Consider the following 16,803-nt stretch of genomic DNA (forward strand, 5'->3'; position numbering starts at 1 on the left):
ACGGTACTTGGTGAAGCAGAGCTTCTCGCGGGTACCAGGAGACAACTTGCATGCCCGCCGCGTGGGCCGCGGGCCAAGAGGCTCAGAGTCGTTGCTCAGGCAGCGGCGCGCTTGCTCGAGCGGGTGGCCGTTTGCGTGGCCTTGACGGCCTGGCTGGTGACAGCCTGGAAGTTGGCTTCGGCCACTTCAGCGGCTTGCTTGGCAGCCTTCTGGGCGGTTTCCAGCGCGTTGGTGGCAGCAGCGACAGCCGACTTCACCAGGGCGACGGCGCTTTCGCTGCCGGCCGGTGCGTTCTTGACGGCGTTGTCGACGACGGAGGTGAACTTCTTCTGCACGTCAGCGAACTGGCCTTCGGCGAGCTTGGCAACTTCGGCGTTGGTGGCGGCAGCGATGTCATACAGATGACGGCTGTAGGCAGCGGCCTTGTCGGCGCTGGGTTGCAGCAGCGACTGTTGCAGGCTCAGCAGCTCTTGAGCGTCTTTGACCGACAGGGCGGCCGTGGTCGTTTCGGCGACTTCGCTCAGCGCGGTCTTGGCGACTTGCAGGTTCAGCTCGACCAGCTTTTCAACGCCTTCGAAGGCCTTGTTGGTCAGGCCGAACAGGGTTTCGACATTGGCCTTGTGTGCAGCAAAAACTTGTTCCGGGGTCAGCATGGTGTTTTCTCCTGAAAGGGTGGAAATGCTTGGGGACTCGGGCTTGCAGTTCTTTTGTTGCACTGCAGCATGGATCGAAGTATCGGGGCCGTCCGGGTCGATTGCAAGTACTTTTTGCTGCACTGCACCAAATAATTTGTAAATGACCTTCGACCTCCCTGGCCCCCTCGGCAAGAGTGCCGGGCGCCGGTGACGCGCGCATGACGGTCAAGCCCGCTGCAAGCCGGTATCGTGGCGCCCACGATGCTTGTTTTCCATTCCGACGCCCACAGCCTGGCCCTGCCGCCGGGCCACCGTTTTCCGCAGGACAAGTACCGGATGCTGCGTGCGGCGCTGGAGGCCGATCCGGGCCTGATCCGACTGCAGGCGGCTGACGCCGCCAGCGAAGGCGAGCTGGCGTTGGTGCATTCGCCCTCCTATCTGGATGCGGTCCTGCAGGGCCATCTGAGTGCCGCCCAGCAGCGGGAAATAGGTTTCCCCTGGTCGCCCTCGATGGTGGAGCGTTCGCGCCGCTCGGTCGGCGCCACCATCATGGCCGCCCGGGCGGCGCTGGCCGAAGGGCTGGCGGCCAACCTGGCCGGCGGTACCCACCATGCCCAGGAAGACAAGGGCTCCGGCTATTGCGTCTTCAACGACGTCGCCGTGGCGGCGCGGCTGATGCAGGCCGAATGGCATCGCCGCTACGGGCACAGCCGCCCCGGCCTCAAGGTGCTGGTGATCGACCTCGACGTGCACCAGGGCAATGGCACGGCGACCATCTTCAGTGGAGACAACAGCGTCTTCACCTTCTCCATGCACGGGGAAAACAACTTTCCTTTCCGCAAGGCAGCCAGCGACCTGGACGTGGAGCTGCCGGACGGCTGCGGCGACGAGGCGTATCTTGCTGCACTCGATCGTGCCCTGGCCCAGGTCTGGCAGCGCCTGGAGCCGCCAACGGGCCTGGCCTTCTACCTGGCCGGTGCCGACCCGCATGAGGGAGACCGCCTTGGCCGGCTCAAGTTGACGACCGCTGGCCTGCGCGAGCGGGATCGGCGCGTCTTCGAGGCCCTGCGCGAGCGCCGCATCCCGGTGGCGCTGTCAATGGCTGGTGGCTATGGTCATGATGTGGCCGTGACGGTGGCCCTGCAAGTGAGTACCCTGAGAGAGGCGGCGCACAGCTGGTCCGCCTGGCAGGCCCCGCAATGAAAGAATGAGTCATGAGCAGCAACAGCAGCAGCCCCCGCCCGCAGCCAGAACCGCGCAGTGCCTACGCCCAGTTCGTGCGCCTTGGCACCCGCTGGATGGACAACGACATCTACGGCCACCTGAACAACGTCGTCTACTACAGCCTCTTCGACACCGCGGTGAACCAGTACCTGATCGCGCAAGGCGCGCTGGACATCCACGGCGGCGAGGTGATCGGCCTGGTGGTCGAGACGCATTGCAACTTCTTCGATTCGCTGGCATTTCCGCAGGCCATCGATGCCGGCATCCGGGTCAGCCAGCAGGGCCGCTCCAGCGTGCGCTACGAAATCGGCCTGTTCGCGAAAGGCGCCGATACCTGCGCCGCCCGTGGGCACTTCATCCATGTCTATGTGGACCGCGAAAACCGCCGCCCGGTGGCCGCCCTGCCGGCACCCTATCTGCAAGCCTTGCAAGGACTGACCCTGCCATGAGCACCGCCAACCGATTTGACATCCCCACGCCCGAGCAGACCGCCAACGTCGATGCGGCCATCGAGAGCCGCCATTCCATGCGCGCCTTCCTGCCCACGCCCGTTGCCCGCCAGGTGATCGAAGACATCCTGCGTGTGGCTTCGCGCGCGCCTTCAGGCACGAACACCCAGCCCTGGCAGGTCCATGTGCTGACCGGTGTTGCCAGGCAGCGGCTGTCCGACCGCATCATGGCCGTCTACGACGACCCGACCGAGCTCGCCGCGCACAGCGAGGAGTACGCCTACTATCCGCGCGAGTGGGTCTCGCCCTATATCGACCGCCGCCGCAAGATCGGCTGGGACCTGTACGGCCTGCTGAACGTCGCCAAGACCGACAAGGCCCGCATGCATGACCAGCATGGCCGCAACTACCAGTTCTTCGATGCGCCGGTGGGCCTGATGTTCACCATCGATCGTGTGATGCAGCAGGGCAGCTGGCTGGACTACGGCATGTTCATCCAGAACGTGATGATCGCCGCCCGGGCTCGTGGCCTGCACACCTGCCCGCAGGCGGCGTTCACGCAGTTCCATCGCCTGATCGCTGAAGAGCTGCAGCTCAAGCCCGAGCAGCAACTGGTGTGCGGCATGTCGCTCGGCTTTGCTGATCCGGCCGCGGTCGAGAACGGTCTGGTTACCGAGCGGGCGCCGGTGGCTGAGTTCACGCGATTCTTGGAAGGCTGATGCCATGAAGGTGCTGATCGCCCGCCGCGTTTTCGACTCCGTCGTCGAGCGCCTGGCCGCGCATTTCGAGGTCGAGACCAACCCCGAAGACACGGTCTTCAGCAAGGCGGAGCTGATTGCCAGGCTGCAGGGCAAGGCGGGCGCCTTCATCACCGGCAGTGAGCGCATCGATGCCGAGGTGCTGGACGCCTGCCCCGGCCTCAAGGCCGTCTGCAATATGGCCGTGGGCTACAACAACATCGACCTGGCGGCCTGCACTGCGCGCGGCGTGCTCGCGTCGAACACGCCGGACGTGCTGACCGAGACCACGGCCGACTTCGGCTTCGCGCTGATGATGGCCACCGCGCGCCGCATGGCCGAGAGCGAGCATTTCCTCCGCCGTGGCGAATGGAGCAAGTGGGCCGTGGACATGTTCACCGGCTCCGACGTGCATGGCGCCACGCTGGCCATTCTCGGCATGGGCCGCATCGGCCGGGCCATTGCGCGGCGCGGGCACCTGGGCTTTGGCATGCCGGTGATCTATCACAACCGGTCGCGGCTGGCGCCCGAACTGGAAGCCGAGGTCGGTGCGCGCTACGTGTCGAAAGAGCAGTTGCTGAAAGAGGCCGACCACTTGGTGATCGTCCTGCCTTATTCCGCCGAGTCGCATCACAGCATCGGCGCGGCCGAGCTGGCGCTGATGAAGCCACAGGCGACGCTGACCAATGTGGCCCGAGGCGGCATCGTGGATGACGCCGCGCTGGCACAGGCGCTGCGCGAGCGCCGCATTGCGGCGGCCGGGCTCGATGTGTTCGAGGGCGAGCCCAGGGTCCATCCCGACCTGCTGGCCCTGCCCAATGTCGTGTTGACACCGCACATCGCCAGCGCCACCGTGAAGACGCGCCTGGCCATGGCGAACCTGGCGTCCGACAACCTGATTGCCGCGCTCACCGGCGCAGCGCCGCCCACACCTCTCAATTCCGAAGTGCTGCCCCTGAAACGATGAACCGCTTGCGTGGATTCGCACTTGCGCTGGGCCTGTTCCTGAGCGCGGCAGGGGCCAGCGCGGCCGGGCCGGCGCTTGACGTCTCGCAGCCAGGCAGCGATGGGCTGTCGCTGACCTCGCATTTCGAGGTGCTCGAAGACAGCAGCGGGGCGCTGAAGCTGGCTGAGGTCCTTTCGCCCCGCCAGGCTGGCCTGTTCAAGCCCAGCACCGGCAACGGTCAGGCGCTGGGGTTCTCCTACACAAAGTCGGCCGTCTGGTTGCGGCTGCAGCTGGCCAACCCGGGCGATCAGGCGCTGGAGCGTCTGATCGAGATCAGCTACCCGCTGCTGGCCGAGGTCGACGTCTACCTTCCAGACCCAGCCGGCCTCTACCGCGTGACCGAGACCGGCTTTGCCCGCCCCTTCGCCGCGCGGCCGCACCCCAGCCGCTTCTATGTGATTCCGCTTGCGCTGCCGGCGAAGAGCGAGCAGACCGTCTATCTGCGGCTCAAGACGCCGAACTCCCTGAACGTGCCGGCCCGGCTGTGGTCGCCCGAGGCCCATGCCAGGCACGAGCGTGCCGGCTACGTGACTCAGGGCATCTACTTCGGCCTGGTGCTGGCGATCACGCTCTACAACCTGATGCTGTTCCTGGCGCTGCGCGACCTGAGCTTCCTGCTCTATGTCGCCTTCGCGGCCAGCGTGGCCACGGCGCTGGCCACCTTCACCGGCTTGGGTGCCGAGTACCTGTGGGGCGACCTGCCGGCCTGGACGGTGGTGGGCGTCAATGTGCCGTCTTCCATTGCGGCGGTGGCCTTGCTGCTGTTCACCCGCCGCGTGCTCGACACCTCGCTGCTGCTGCCGCGGCTGGACAAGGCCTTGCGGCTGATGGTGGTGGTGAACCTCTTGTGCGTGCCGATGCTGGTCTTCTTCTTCCAGCGCTTCGCGCCGCTGTTCGTGGTGCTGAATTCGCTGACAGCCTTGCTGCTCTTGCTGGTGGGCGTGATGGGGGCCATCAAGCGCCATCGCAGCGCCTATTACTTCGTGGCGGCGTTCGTCGTGATCCTTTTGGCCGTTGTGCTCACGCATTTGCGCAACCTCGGCCTGCTGCCCACCAATGTGCTGACCAGCGAAGGCACGCAGTTCGGCTCGGCCATCGAGATGCTGCTGCTGTCCTTCGCCCTGGCCGACCGCTACAACACCTTGCGCCGCGAGAAGGCCAGGGCACAACGCGAGGCGCTGAGGGTGCAAGGGGAGCTGGTCAACGAACTGCGCGCTTCCGAGCAGTCGCTCGAAAGTCGCGTTGCAGCGCGCACCGCCGAACTGGAGCTGCTCAACCGCAAGCTGGCGGCGATGAGCACCACCGACGGACTCACCGGCATTGCCAACCGCCGCCAGTTCGATACCCAGCTGCTGAGCGAGTGGACGCGCGCGCTGCGCCTGCATCAACCGCTGGCGCTGGCGCTGATCGACGTGGATTTCTTCAAGAAGTTCAACGACCGCTATGGCCACCAGGCCGGCGACGACTGCTTGCGCCGGGTTGCGCATGCGCTGGCCAGCACCGTCTGCCGCGAGGGGGACCTGGTGGCCCGCTACGGCGGCGAGGAGTTTGTCTTCATCGCGCCGGCCAGCGACACCGCGGCGGCCTTGCAACTGGCCAGGCGGGTCAGTGCGGCGGTGCGCGAGCTGGCCATCCCGCATGCCGATTCGCCCAGCGGTGTGCTGACGCTCAGCATCGGTGTGGCTTCCTGCGTTCCACACCCGGACCAGCAGACGCACAGCCTGCTGGCGGCTGCCGACCGGGCGCTTTACCGCGCCAAGGAGCAGGGGCGTGACCAGGTGCAGAGCGGCGAAGTCGAGCCCTGAGTCGGCGCAAGGTCTCGACCCAGCATCACCCCCTGTTCAAGGCGATGTGAGCGCCTTGGGCGGCCCGCAGCCTGCTCAGTGGGTGGCTGCCAGGCTGCGCGCCTCGGCCACGACGGCTTCCACGCGTGCATCGCGCGCGGCCGCGCGGTCTTCGATCCGGACGATGGCACCGTGGTCGTCGTGATGAACCGTCATCACCTGATGCTGCCGTGCCTTGCAGATGAGCTCTTCGCTCAGGCCGAAGGACTGTGCGATGGCGGCCGGTGCCGGCACCGGGAAGTCGCGGCGCCGGTCCACACCGCGGAAGCGCAGGTGGTTGTACTTGGCCCAGAGCAGCAGGGAGCCGCCCATGGCCATGATCACCAGGGCATAGGCGCCGACCAGCCCCAGGAAGCCGTGGTAGCCCTCGAGTTGGAGCATGTGGCGCTGAAAGCGCAGGCCGAAGAACAGCCAGCCCGCCATCGTGACCACAGGCAGCCACAGCGCAAACCAGACGATCCAGAACGCGGCCGTCAGTGCACCGAACATGGCGCGCTGGCGCCAGGTCATCAGGTCGGGCCGGTCGATGATCAACTGCGGCGATGGCTTCTTCATGGCTGCAGCCCTCGGTCAGGGCTCTTCCAGCGCGCACGGCGGCTGCCGCGCAGGATGACCTTGGGAATCGCGACCAGGGTGGTGAACACGCTCAGGAACCAGAAGGCGAGCGGATACCAGATCATCCAGTAGTAGTAACGACCGAGGCCGCGCTCGTAGCGCGAGTCCAGGAACATGCTGACGCCGAACTGCATCAGGCAGGTGGTACCGATCACGAGGCCCGCCCAGCCGGGCAGCAGCGTGCTGATCTGCAGCGGCTCGGGCAGAGGCAGGACCTGGCCCAGCAGGAACAGCGCGATCACACCGGCCATGGAGTAGGCCCAGAGCACGCTGGCAAAGTATTCAAGGTAGACCGGGATCATGCGGCGATGCCGCCACTTGCCGAACACGCCATGCTGGCTGAACAGCACCTGCGTGCCGCCCATGGCCCAGCGTAGGCGTTGGCGCCACAGGCCCTTGAAGGTCTCGGGCATCAGGATCCAGCACAGCGCATTGGGCTCGAAGCGCACATCCCAGTGCCGCATCTGCAGTCGCCAGCTGATGTCGATGTCTTCGGTCAGCGCCTCCGGGTTCCAGTAGCCTGCATGGTGCAGCGCGGCGCGGCGCAGGCAGACCATCACGCCTGACACCGTGAACACCTTGCCGTAGGTGCGTTGCGCCCGCTTGATCAGGCCGATGATGGAGGAGAACTCGCCCACCTGGATGCGGCCCAGCAGGGTGGAGCGTGTGCGGATGCGCGGGTTGCCGGTCACGGCGCCGACGCGCGGGCCGGACAGCAGGTGGCGCATCATCCAGCGCAGGCAATGCGGGTCGACGATGGAGTCGCCGTCGATGCACAGGAAGAAGTCGAAGCGTGCCACGGCCGCTGCGGTGTTGAGCCCCACGGCCTTGCCCTGGTTGCGCGCCAGATGGATCACGCGGATGCGCATGTCCTCGCCGGCAAGCGCCTCCAGGATCTGCGGCGTCTCGTCGGTGCTGCCGTCGTCTATCAGCAGGATCTCGTACTCGGGATAGTCGATGGCCCGCAGCGCGGCCACGGTGTCGCGGATGTTCGCGGCCTCGTTGTGGCAGGGCACCAGCACGCTGACGCCCGGGTAGCTCGGCAGCGGCGCGGGCTGGTCGAACGCCGGGTCGCGGCGCTCGTAGTGGAAGTAATAGAACAGGCCGCCGCACATCCACAGGTAGGACATGAACAGCGGGTAGTAGAAGGTGAAGCCGAACAGCAGGCCGAGTGCGTCGAAGGCGAAGAGGTCTGTCATCAGAACCTCCACAGCGCGTTCAGGTAGGCGTGCAGCTTGCTTTCGTAGACGCCGTCATAGGCGAAACGGCGGCTGCCGATGCCGTAGCGCAGGTTGCCGCTTGGCGCCCATTGCCATTCATGCTCGTAGCGCAGTTCCTGGAACGGGCGCCAGCCAAAGCTGCGCTCGACGAAGGCCGTGCCCAGCCGCACCTCGCTGGTCTGGCGGTAGTTGCCCACGGTCAACGACAGGCGCTGGTTGAAGCTGCGTTCATAGCGGCGCCAGGTCAGCCAGTCGGCGGCCAGGGTGGCGGAGACCGCCAGATCACGCTTGGGGTTGAAGTAGACCGTGTCGGGCAGCGTGTTGCTGCTGGTGTAGCCGGCCAGCGTGAGGTCCAGCGTGCGGCTGTGGCTGCTGTGCAGGCGTTCCTGCCAGCTCAGGGCCAGGGCCTGCCGGCGATTGCCGTCGTTGAAATCGTAGAAGGAGGCATCGGCCGCGACGCGGCGTTGCTCGTCCTGGCGCCAGGCGCCGCCCAGCACGGTGCGGCTGGCGTGCAGATAGGTCGGTGCGCCGGCCTGCGAGTCGGGTTGGCGCGCCTTCAAGGGGAAGTCGTTGGTCTGGCTTTCATGGCGCAGGCGCCAGGACCAATGGTCGTCCTGTTGCCAGCCCAGGGCGGCAGCCCAGACGGTGTCCTTGGCGTTGCGCAGGTCCTGGCCCAGCTCCGCAGTGAGCTGCAGGTCGCGGCGGGTCCATTCGAGGCCGGCGCTGAGACGCTCATGCTGCGCCTCGGTGCCGCCAAAGCGGGCGCGCGCCAGATGGTGGTTGGCGAACGCGCGCAGGCCTTGCGCCGATTGGCCGCTCTGGTAGCTCGACTCCCACAGCAGCTCGCTGTTGCCTGCTACCAGGCCCTGACCGAAGCCGCGGGTGATGCCGCTCGAGAGCGTGGATTTCGAGCGCTGCTCCCACTCGCGCAGCAGGCGCTGCACGGCAGGATGTTCGGGTGCTTCGGCACGCAGGCTGGCAATCGTCGTGGCGGCTGCTTCGATATCGCCTTGCGCCCACTGCGCATTGGCCAGGCCGATGCGCGCACGCAGATGGCCGGGCTCGGCGGTCAGCACGCGTTCGAAGCGGGCTTGCGCGGCACGCGGCTGGCCACGCTGGGCCAGCAGCTCGCCTTGCTCCAGCCAGAGGCCGCTGTCGGTGGGTTGCTCGCGCATCAGGGCGCTCAGCGAGGCTTGCGCTTCGTCGAGCCGATTGGCAAAGCGCAGCATGGTCGCCTGGGCCCGGCGGGCGGCGAGCGATTGCCTGCTCTGTGCCAGCCAGTGGTCAAGGCCTTGCGCCAGACCGGCGAAATCTTCCGCTTCCAGCTCGGCATAGAGCAGGCCGCCGTGGGCGTTGACTTCAGCGGCCTCGGCCAGGGCGCGCTTGTACAAGGTGCGCGCCTCTTCGGGCTGGCGCAGCGCGAGCAGTGCGTCGGCCGCAGCCAGCAGCACATAGGGTGCGACCGGCTCGGTGCCGGCATCGAGTGCCCTGAACTCGGCCACGGCGGCGGCCATGTCGCCGCGGTCCCGCAGTGCTTGCACGCGGTCCTGGCGCAGGCGCTTGACCAGGTCCGGGCGCCCAGCCGCTTCGGCTTGCGCGCTCAGCCGGGCGTTCTCGGCCATGGTCTCGTCCACCAGGCGATAGCGGGCCGGCGTGTAGTCGCGCTCCAGCAAGGCGCTTGCCGCGCGGACGCGGCCGGCATGGGCTTGCAGCAGGGCTTCGAAATCGGGGGAGGGCGCGGGAGCCGGCGTCGGAATCGCCTCGGCGACCGCAGCGGCCTGTGGCGCGCGCGGCGGCTCCGGCGGCGCGTTGGGCGCTTGAACGGTTGCTGCCTGTGTTGCTTGGCCCGGCTGCACTGCCTGTGGCGCTGCCGGTGCCTGACCCAGAGCCGCCAGGCGCTGCGCGAAAGGCCGGGCCCGCTCGCTCTCCGCGCGCACGCTCAAGGCTTCATGCGCGGAGCGCAGCAGGGCCGGCTTGCGCGCCCCCAGTTTCAGCACGCGCTGCAATTGCTTGTCTGATTGGGGGGCTTGCCTGGTGTCCAGCAGGGCCAGTGCATGGCCCAGGGCGGCGTCGGCATCGGCCGGCTTGCGGCTGGTGAGCAGGCGATAGGCTTGCACGGCGCGCGCAGGCTGCTGGCCATGCAGGGCCGAATGGCCGATGGCGGCCAGCACGTAGTCGGGCGTGTCCTTGTCCAGCTTCAGCTGACGGCTGGCGGCCAGCGCCTGCACGTGGCGGTCGGCCCAGCTCAGGACGGCGATCAGGTCATGTCGATAGACCGCGTTGCCGGGTTGCTCGCGCACCAGGCGCTCCAGCACGGGCAGCGCCCTTTCATAGCGACCCGCGCGCGCGTCGACGATGGCCGTGCCATGCGGGTCAACCGCTGCAGCAGCGGGTAAAAAAGCAGAGAGCGCCGCAGCGATGGCCACGGCGCCCAACGCCGCACCAGGGCGGGCAGCCCGGGGTCTCATGCGGCCGCGCAGGCTCAGGAGGCCGCGGTGGCCAGCGCCCGGCGCTGACGCCCCACGACCCGCGAGCTGCCCCAGAGACCGGCCAGCGCCAGGGCCAGCAGTGCGGCCGAGCCTGGTTCAGGCACCTCGGACGGCACCTGGGTGAACAGTTGCTCCTTGCTCACTGTTTCCCAGTAACCGTCCCAGGGCTTGATGCCGAAGTCGATCACGCCAGCCTGCAGCCGGTTGTAGTAGCTCAGGTCGACGCCGTAATAGCCGGCTGCCAGCTCGATGCCGCCGCCGGCACCCAGGGTGTCGGCCAGGGAATAGGAGCTGCGGCCGGGGCCGCCGGCCACCGAGTCCTGCAGCATCGACAGCGTCTGGCCGCTGCCATGCAGGGAGAAGGAGAAGCCATCGTCGGCAAAGATGCCGAGGTCGTAGAAGCCGCTGGTGCCGATGTAGAGGAAGCCGCTGAAGATGGCGGCGTAGTTCCATTGGTCGCAGTGCGCTGCCTCAGGTGCCATCGGGCAATCGCTGGTGCTCGGGCCGACGACCGGCGCGACCGGGCGCACATAGTCCATGTTCCAGGTGCCCAGCGAGCCGCTGGCCTGCAGGTTGTTGTAGACATCATTGGCGAAACTGACCGCCGACACCGTGCTGGCGCTGTTCAGGACCAGGGCGCTGCCACTGGCCTGGATCTGTGCGAGGTCGCCGATGGACCAGATGCCCGTGCCCCAGGCGGTGTCCTTGATGACTTCGCCGTTGTAGACGTAGTTGCTGAACTTGGCACTGTCGTCCACCTTGTACCAGCTGCCTGCCAGACCGCTGCCGACGGCTCCCGGCGCGGCCACCAGAGGAATCAGGCCGGCATGGGCCACGGCCGTGCTCAGGCCGACTGCCAGCGCAGCCAGACTTGGGGCGAATTTGAGCAAGAAAGACGTGGAGCGAGACATGAAGAACAGACCCTCGGTGCGTGTTGTGTTCGTGCGCCTCAATCATAGGGGGCGACCCTAGTTTGGCCGGGTACTTTGTCACGGAGCGAGGCCTTCTCAGACACCCCGACTTGAGGGGGGAAGAGGCCCGCAAGCGCTATTGGTGACCCCTTTTGGGCGCTGATCGACGTGCCTGAAGGCAGGGGCGGGCGCCTGCTGACACAATGGCCGCCATGAGCTTGATCGACCTGATGCTGCTGGGCCTTCTGGCCATCGTTCTCCTTCTCCTGGTGCTGATCTGGACCCGCTTGAAAGCGCAGGAGCAGGGCTCGCCGGCGCTGACCCAGGCGCTGCAGCAAAGCAGTGAGCGCCTGGAGCGCGAGCTGCGCGACGAGCTCGGCCGCAGCGCCAGCTCGACGCGCCAGGAGATGGTGCAAGGCCTGGCCCAGTTCCAGCAGGTGCTGTCGCAAGGCCTGCAGGGCACGAACCAGAGCCTGGCCGCTCAGGCCCTGGCTGCCCGCGAGGCGCAAGATGCGGCCGCGGCACGCAGCGCGCAGTCGGTGACCGAGGCGATGCAGAGGCTCTCGGACGCGATGCGCGAGCAGCTCAAGGCCATGTCCACCACCAACGAGCAGCGCCTGAACGAAGTGCGGGTGTCGGTGGAGCAGCGGCTCGGCGCGATCCAGCAGGACAACGAGAAGAAGCTCGAGCAGATGCGCGCCACCGTCGACGAGAAGCTGCACGCCACGCTGGAGCAGCGCCTGGGCGAGAGCTTCAAGCAGGTGGCAGACCGCCTGGAGCAGGTGCACAAGGGCCTCGGTGAAATGCAGAACCTGGCGCGCGACGTGGGTTCGCTGAACCGGGTGCTGACCAATGTGAAGACGCGCGGCATCTTTGGCGAGGTGCAGCTGGCCGGCCTGCTGGAGCAGGTGTTCACGCCCGAGCAGTACGCCGCCAATGTGGCCACGGTGCCGGGCAGCAATGAGCGGGTCGAGTTCGCGATCAAGCTGCCCGGCCAACGCGACGATGGCCAACCACTGTGGCTGCCCATCGATGCCAAGTTCCCGCGCGAAGACTACGAGCGGCTGCTGGAAGCGCAGGACCGCGCCGACGCGCCGGCTGCCGAAGCAGCGGCCAAGGCCATCGAGGCGCGGCTGCGGCTGGAGGCGCGCAGCATCCGCGTCAAGTATGTCGCGCCGCCGCATACCACCGATTTCGCCATCCTCTTCCTGCCCACCGAGGGCCTCTATGCCGAGGCGCTGCGCCGGCCCGGCCTGGTCGAGAGCCTGCAGCGCGAATGCAAGGTCATGCTGGTGGGCCCGACCACCTTGCTCGCCACCTTGACCAGCCTGCAGATGGGCTTTCGCACGCTGGCGCTGGAGAAGCGTTCGGCCGAGGTCTGGGAGGTGCTGGGTGCGGTCAAGACCGAGTTCGGCAAGTTCGGCGATGTGCTGGCCAAGACCAAGAAAAAGCTGGACGAGGCCAGCAGCACGATCGAGCTGGCCGAGACCCGCACGCGCCAGATGAGCCGCAAGCTCAAGACGGTCGAGGCCATGCCCGAGGACGCGGCGCAGAAGCTGCTGAACCTCGGCCTGGGCGATGCATCGGACGAGGCCGACGAGGCCTGATCCGATGCACGCCGCCGCGCCGCCGAAAGATCTGCGCAAGGCCTTTCCCGCCGTCATCGTCACGCTGATCGCGATCCACGCCTGCATGGCGGTGACGCGCGTTGCTTCCAGCCTCTGGGTGCTCAAGCAGGGCTACGGCGAATGGACGGTGGGCGTCCTCCTGAGCCTGTTCGCGGTGGCGCCCATCTTGCTGTCGCTGTGGGCGGGGCGCTTGTCAGACAAGCATGGCTTCCATCGTCCGGTGGGTGTCGGTGTGCTGCTTGCACTCGGTGGCGCCCTGGTCGCGGTGAGCTGGCAATCGATCTGGACGCTGGGCCTGTCCTGCCTGGCCAGTGGCGGCGCGATCGCGGTGGCGGCGGTCGCCATCCAGCGGGAAGCCGGACTGATGGCCGACGACGCCAGCCAGCTGAAGAAGGTGTTCAGCTGGGTGGCGCTGGGGCCAGCCTTGTCCAACGCCATTGCGCCGGTGATGGCGGGGCTGCTGATCGACCATGTGAGTTTCCGCGCGGCCTTCGCCCTGGCTGCGCTGCTGCCCTTGCTGGCTTGGGGCCTGGCCCAGCGCGTGCCGCGTCATCCGCCGGCACCGCCCCTGGCCGGCACGAAGGTGAGGCCCGCGTGGGACCTGCTGCGCATGCCGGCGCTGCGCCGACTGCTGCTGGTCAATATCGCGCTGTCGGCCAGCTGGGATTCGCACAGCTTTGTCGTGCCCGTGGTCGGCCATGCGCGCGAGCTGTCGGCTTCCAGCATCGGCCTGGTGCTGGGCAGCTTTGCGGTGGCGGCCACGCTGGTGCGGCTGGCCATCGTGCGCTGGGCCGTGCATCTGCATGAGTTGAAGGCCCTGCGCAGCGCCATGCTGCTGGCGATGCTGATGCTGGGCCTTTACGCGTGGTTGCCAGGCACGGCCGGGCTGATGTTCGGCTCCGCCGTGCTGGGCATCGCACTGGGCTCGGTGCAGCCCATGGTCTTGTCGATGCTGCACCAGGTCACGCCGGCTGACCGGCATGGCCAGGCGCTGGGCCTGCGCATGCTGACGGTCAACAGCGCCACGGTGGCCATGCCCATGGGCTTCGGGCTGCTGGCAAGTGCTCTTGGTGCTGCCGCGCCGATGATTCTGATGGCCAGCCTTTTGCTGCTGGCGCAATGGCCGGCACGCGCGCTCAAGAGCCCCTGAGGGCGGCGCACAATGGCGGCCGTCTATACCGGAGCACAGGGCACGTGATGAGAACAACAAGCCAAAAGATCTTCCGTCTCAGCCTCTTGGCTGCCGCGCTGGCGCTGGCCGGATGTGCAAACCAACTGCCTGCGCAGGAACGACCCGCCGCTGTGGCCGTGCAGCCTGCTGCGAAGCCAGCAGCCCTCGCCGCCGCGCCCACCTTCGTGCGCGAACTCGGCGGCATCCGCGAGTACCGACTGCAGAGCGGCCTGCAGATCCTGCTCTTCCCCGACGAGGCGCAGAGCACCACGACGGTGAACATCACCTACCGCGTCGGCAGCCGCCATGAATCGCAAGGCGAATATGGCATGGCCCATTTGCTCGAACACCTGGTGTTCAAGGGCACGCCCACCTACAAGAAGATCGACGCGGAATTTGCCAAGCGCGCGATGCGCACCAATGGTTCCACCACCGTGGACCGTACCAACTATTTCGCCTCCTTCAATGCCAATGATGAGACGCTGGCATTCGCCATCGACCTCGAAGCCGACCGCATGGTCAACAGCTTCATCGCCAAGGCCGACCTCGATTCGGAAATGAGCGTGGTGCGCAACGAGTTCGAGCGTGGCGAGAACAACGGCATGCAGGTGCTGGCCCAGCGCGTGCAGGCCGTGGCCAACGACTGGCATGCCTACGGCCATTCGACCATCGGCCCGAAGAGCGATATCGAGAACGTGCCGATCGAGAAGCTGCAGGCCTTCTACAAGCGCTACTACCGGCCCGACAACGCCACGCTCCTGGTGGCGGGCCGCTTCGATACCGAGAAGACGCTGCAACTGATCGCCAGGTCCTTCGGGCCGCTGGTGAAGCCGGCAGAGGCGATTGCTCAGCCCTACACGGTGGAGCCGCCGCAGGACGGCGAGCGCAGCGTGGTGGTGCGGCGCGTGGGCGGCCAGCCGGCCGTGGTGGCCTACTACCATGTGCCCGCCATCGCCCACCCGGACACCGCGCCGCTGATTGTCTTGAGCCTCCTGATGTCGATGCAGCCGAGCGGCCATCTCTACAAGGAGCTGGTCGAGACCAAGCTGGCCGTCGGCGCCGGCCTGTTCGGCCTGGGTGGCTACGCGCCGGGCGGCACGCAGGCCATGGCGGTGCTGCCTCCCGATGGCGACATTGCGAAGATCGAGCAGAAGTTGCTGGACCTGGTGGAAGGCCGCACCGGCAAGCCCTTTGACGAAGCCGAACTCAAGCGCGTGCGCGACATCGCGGTGCTGGGCTATCGCGAGCAGATGAAGCGCCCGGAGGCGCTGATCCAGCAGATCTCCTCCCTGCTCGGCGCCGGCGACTGGCGCCTGATGTTCCAGATCATGGAAGACCTGCCCAAGGTCACGCTCACTGACGTCGAGCGCGTCCGCAAGGCCTACTTCCGCCCGGCCAACCGCACGGTGGGCCGCTACCTGCCTGCCACCGAGGTCGAGCGCGTGGCCATTCCTGCCGCGCCGGCGCTCGACGAGCGCCTGGCCCAGCTGCAAGGCCCGCCCAAGATCGAGGAGGGCGAGCGCTTCGACCCGACGGTGCAGAACCTGCAGTCACGCAGCCAGCGCCGCACGCTCGCGTCGGGCATCGAACTCTCGACCCTGAACAAGCAGACCCGCGGCAACACCGTCACGCTGCAGTTGCGCCTGCGCTGGGGTGAGCCCCGTGCCACCACCTTGGCGCTGGGCACCGACATGATCGACGAGCTGATGAACGAAGGCAGCACGAACTGGGACAAGCAGAAGCTGCGCGATGAGCTGGTGCGGCTGAAGGCCAACCTCTCGATCCGTGGCGGCAACCAGGGCGCGACCGTGTCGATCAGCGCCGAGCGTGACACGCTCTTGCCGGTCCTGAGAATTGCTGCCGATGTCCTGCAGCAGCCCCTGCTGCCGGCGGATGCCTTTGATCGCATCAGGAAGCAGAACCTGGCTGGGCTCGATGCCTCGCGCCAGGAGCTGGAGACCCTGCGTTCCGAAGCCACGCGAGGCCATGTCAACAAGGCGCGCGGCACCCAGCCGGGCGACCCTGACTATGTGCCCAGCCTGGAAGAACAGATCGACGAACTGAAGCGCACCACGCTGGACGACGCGCGCAAGTTCTACCGCGACTACTGGTCGGCCAATGACGCCCGCGTGGCCGTGGTGGGTGCCTTGCCCGAGGGCCTGGACGCTGCCATCGAGCAGGCCTTCGGTGCCTGGAAGAAGCGGCAGGCGCAGCGCTTTGTGCGTCATGTGACGAAGCCGGCGGTCATTCCCGCAGCGCGCTTCGATGTGCAGGCCAAGGACAAGACCAGCGCGATGCTGCAGATGAGCCAGCGCTTCGAGCTCGGCAGCCAGGACGCCGACTACCTGCCGATGCTGCTGGCCGTGCATGTGCTCGGCGGCGGTGGCATGGAAAGCCGCCTGAGCAATCGCGTGCGCCAGCAGGAGGGCTTGAGCTATGGCGTGGGCGCCGGCTTGCAGGCCGACTACTTCAGCCGCGACGCGGCCTTGCGCATTGGTGGCACCTTTGCGCCGCAAAACCGCGAGCGCATGCTGGCGGTGATCCAGGAAGAGCTGGCCCGTTTGACAAGCGATGGCATCACCGAAGCCGAGCTGTCGCGGGCCAAGAAAGACCTGCTGGAAGGCTGGCGCCAGGGCCGCTCCAGCGATGGCGGCCTGGCCAGCTCCCTGAACTGGTTTGCCGAGATCGGCAAGGACTGGCTGAGCCAGGACGGCATGACCGAAACCAGGCTCCAGGCCGTGACCGTGGCGCAGGCCAATGCGGCCTGGAAAAAGCTGGTGAGGCCTGAAGGCTTCGTGATCAGCACGGCTGGCGACTTCAACAGGAAGTGAACGCCGATTCCCGTCAAACACCCAGGCGATCCGGCGCAGACCG

Annotated in this window: 13 protein-coding genes; 8 read left to right on the forward strand and 5 right to left on the reverse strand. The window is 67.1% G+C overall.

What is annotated here, in order from left to right; genetic code table 11:
- Positions 1-95: 95 nt before the first annotated feature.
- The gene (locus tag V3596_RS15165) at positions 96-653 is read right to left on the reverse strand and encodes a phasin family protein (RefSeq protein WP_334278618.1); all 558 of its coding nucleotides are present in this window, start codon (positions 651-653) and stop codon (positions 96-98) included.
- A gap of 243 nt (positions 654-896) precedes the next feature.
- On the opposite strand from V3596_RS15165, the gene V3596_RS15170 reads away from it, so the two are divergent.
- The 5 genes from V3596_RS15170 to V3596_RS15190 are packed head-to-tail and all read left to right on the forward strand — an operon-like array spanning position 897 to position 5,856.
- A complete protein-coding gene (locus V3596_RS15170; RefSeq protein WP_334278619.1) occupies positions 897-1,838 on the forward strand; it encodes a histone deacetylase family protein in 942 nt (313 codons plus the stop codon).
- 11 nt (positions 1,839-1,849) lie between these two features.
- Positions 1,850-2,308: an acyl-CoA thioesterase gene (locus V3596_RS15175; protein ID WP_334278620.1), complete on the forward strand. Its 459-nt coding sequence runs from the start codon at positions 1,850-1,852 to the stop codon at positions 2,306-2,308.
- On the forward strand, positions 2,305-3,027 hold the full coding sequence (locus V3596_RS15180; RefSeq protein WP_334278621.1) for a nitroreductase: 723 nt from the start codon (positions 2,305-2,307) through the stop codon (positions 3,025-3,027). Before V3596_RS15175 ends, V3596_RS15180 begins: the two co-directional genes overlap by 4 nt.
- Before the next feature lie 4 nt (positions 3,028-3,031).
- Positions 3,032-4,012 (forward strand): 2-hydroxyacid dehydrogenase, encoded by a 981-nt coding sequence (locus V3596_RS15185; protein ID WP_334278622.1) that lies wholly within the window; start codon positions 3,032-3,034, stop codon positions 4,010-4,012.
- Complete coding sequence (locus V3596_RS15190; RefSeq protein WP_334278623.1) at positions 4,009-5,856, forward strand: diguanylate cyclase; 1,848 nt, start codon at positions 4,009-4,011, stop codon at positions 5,854-5,856. The genes V3596_RS15185 and V3596_RS15190 overlap by 4 nt, the downstream gene beginning before the upstream one ends.
- Before the next feature lie 75 nt (positions 5,857-5,931).
- On the opposite strand, the gene pgaD is transcribed toward V3596_RS15190, so the two are convergent.
- The 4 genes from pgaD to V3596_RS15210 are packed head-to-tail and all read right to left on the reverse strand — an operon-like array spanning position 5,932 to position 11,109.
- A complete protein-coding gene (gene pgaD, locus V3596_RS15195) occupies positions 5,932-6,450 on the reverse strand; it encodes a poly-beta-1,6-N-acetyl-D-glucosamine biosynthesis protein PgaD (RefSeq protein WP_334278624.1) in 519 nt (172 codons plus the stop codon).
- Positions 6,447-7,709, reverse strand: coding sequence for a poly-beta-1,6-N-acetyl-D-glucosamine synthase (pgaC, locus tag V3596_RS15200; RefSeq protein ID WP_334278625.1), 1,263 nt, complete (start codon positions 7,707-7,709; stop codon positions 6,447-6,449). The genes pgaD and pgaC overlap by 4 nt, the downstream gene beginning before the upstream one ends.
- Positions 7,709-10,198, reverse strand: a complete 2,490-nt coding sequence (gene pgaA / locus V3596_RS15205) for a poly-beta-1,6 N-acetyl-D-glucosamine export porin PgaA (RefSeq protein WP_334278626.1) — start codon at positions 10,196-10,198, stop codon at positions 7,709-7,711. Before pgaA ends, pgaC begins: the two co-directional genes overlap by 1 nt.
- A 14-nt stretch (positions 10,199-10,212) precedes the next feature.
- Complete coding sequence (locus tag V3596_RS15210; protein ID WP_334278627.1) at positions 10,213-11,109, reverse strand: PEP-CTERM sorting domain-containing protein; 897 nt, start codon at positions 11,107-11,109, stop codon at positions 10,213-10,215.
- A gap of 233 nt (positions 11,110-11,342) precedes the next feature.
- Here V3596_RS15210 and V3596_RS15215 point away from each other — a divergent pair, with 233 nt between their 5' ends.
- Genes V3596_RS15215 through V3596_RS15225 form a run of 3 tightly spaced genes read left to right on the forward strand, consistent with a single transcriptional unit; the run spans position 11,343 to position 16,760 of the window.
- The gene (locus V3596_RS15215; RefSeq protein ID WP_334278628.1) at positions 11,343-12,737 is read left to right on the forward strand and encodes a DNA recombination protein RmuC; all 1,395 of its coding nucleotides are present in this window, start codon (positions 11,343-11,345) and stop codon (positions 12,735-12,737) included.
- A 4-nt stretch (positions 12,738-12,741) separates the two neighbouring features.
- Positions 12,742-13,908, forward strand: a complete 1,167-nt coding sequence (locus V3596_RS15220; RefSeq protein WP_334278629.1) for an MFS transporter — start codon at positions 12,742-12,744, stop codon at positions 13,906-13,908.
- Positions 13,909-13,955: 47 nt separating this feature from the next.
- Positions 13,956-16,760, forward strand: coding sequence for a M16 family metallopeptidase (locus V3596_RS15225; protein WP_334278630.1), 2,805 nt, complete (start codon positions 13,956-13,958; stop codon positions 16,758-16,760).
- Positions 16,761-16,803: the final 43 nt, after the last annotated feature.

Origin of the sequence: Roseateles microcysteis, from assembly GCF_036880965.1 — a bacterium.
Taxonomy (GTDB): Bacteria; Pseudomonadota; Gammaproteobacteria; order Burkholderiales; family Burkholderiaceae_C; genus JAUASW01.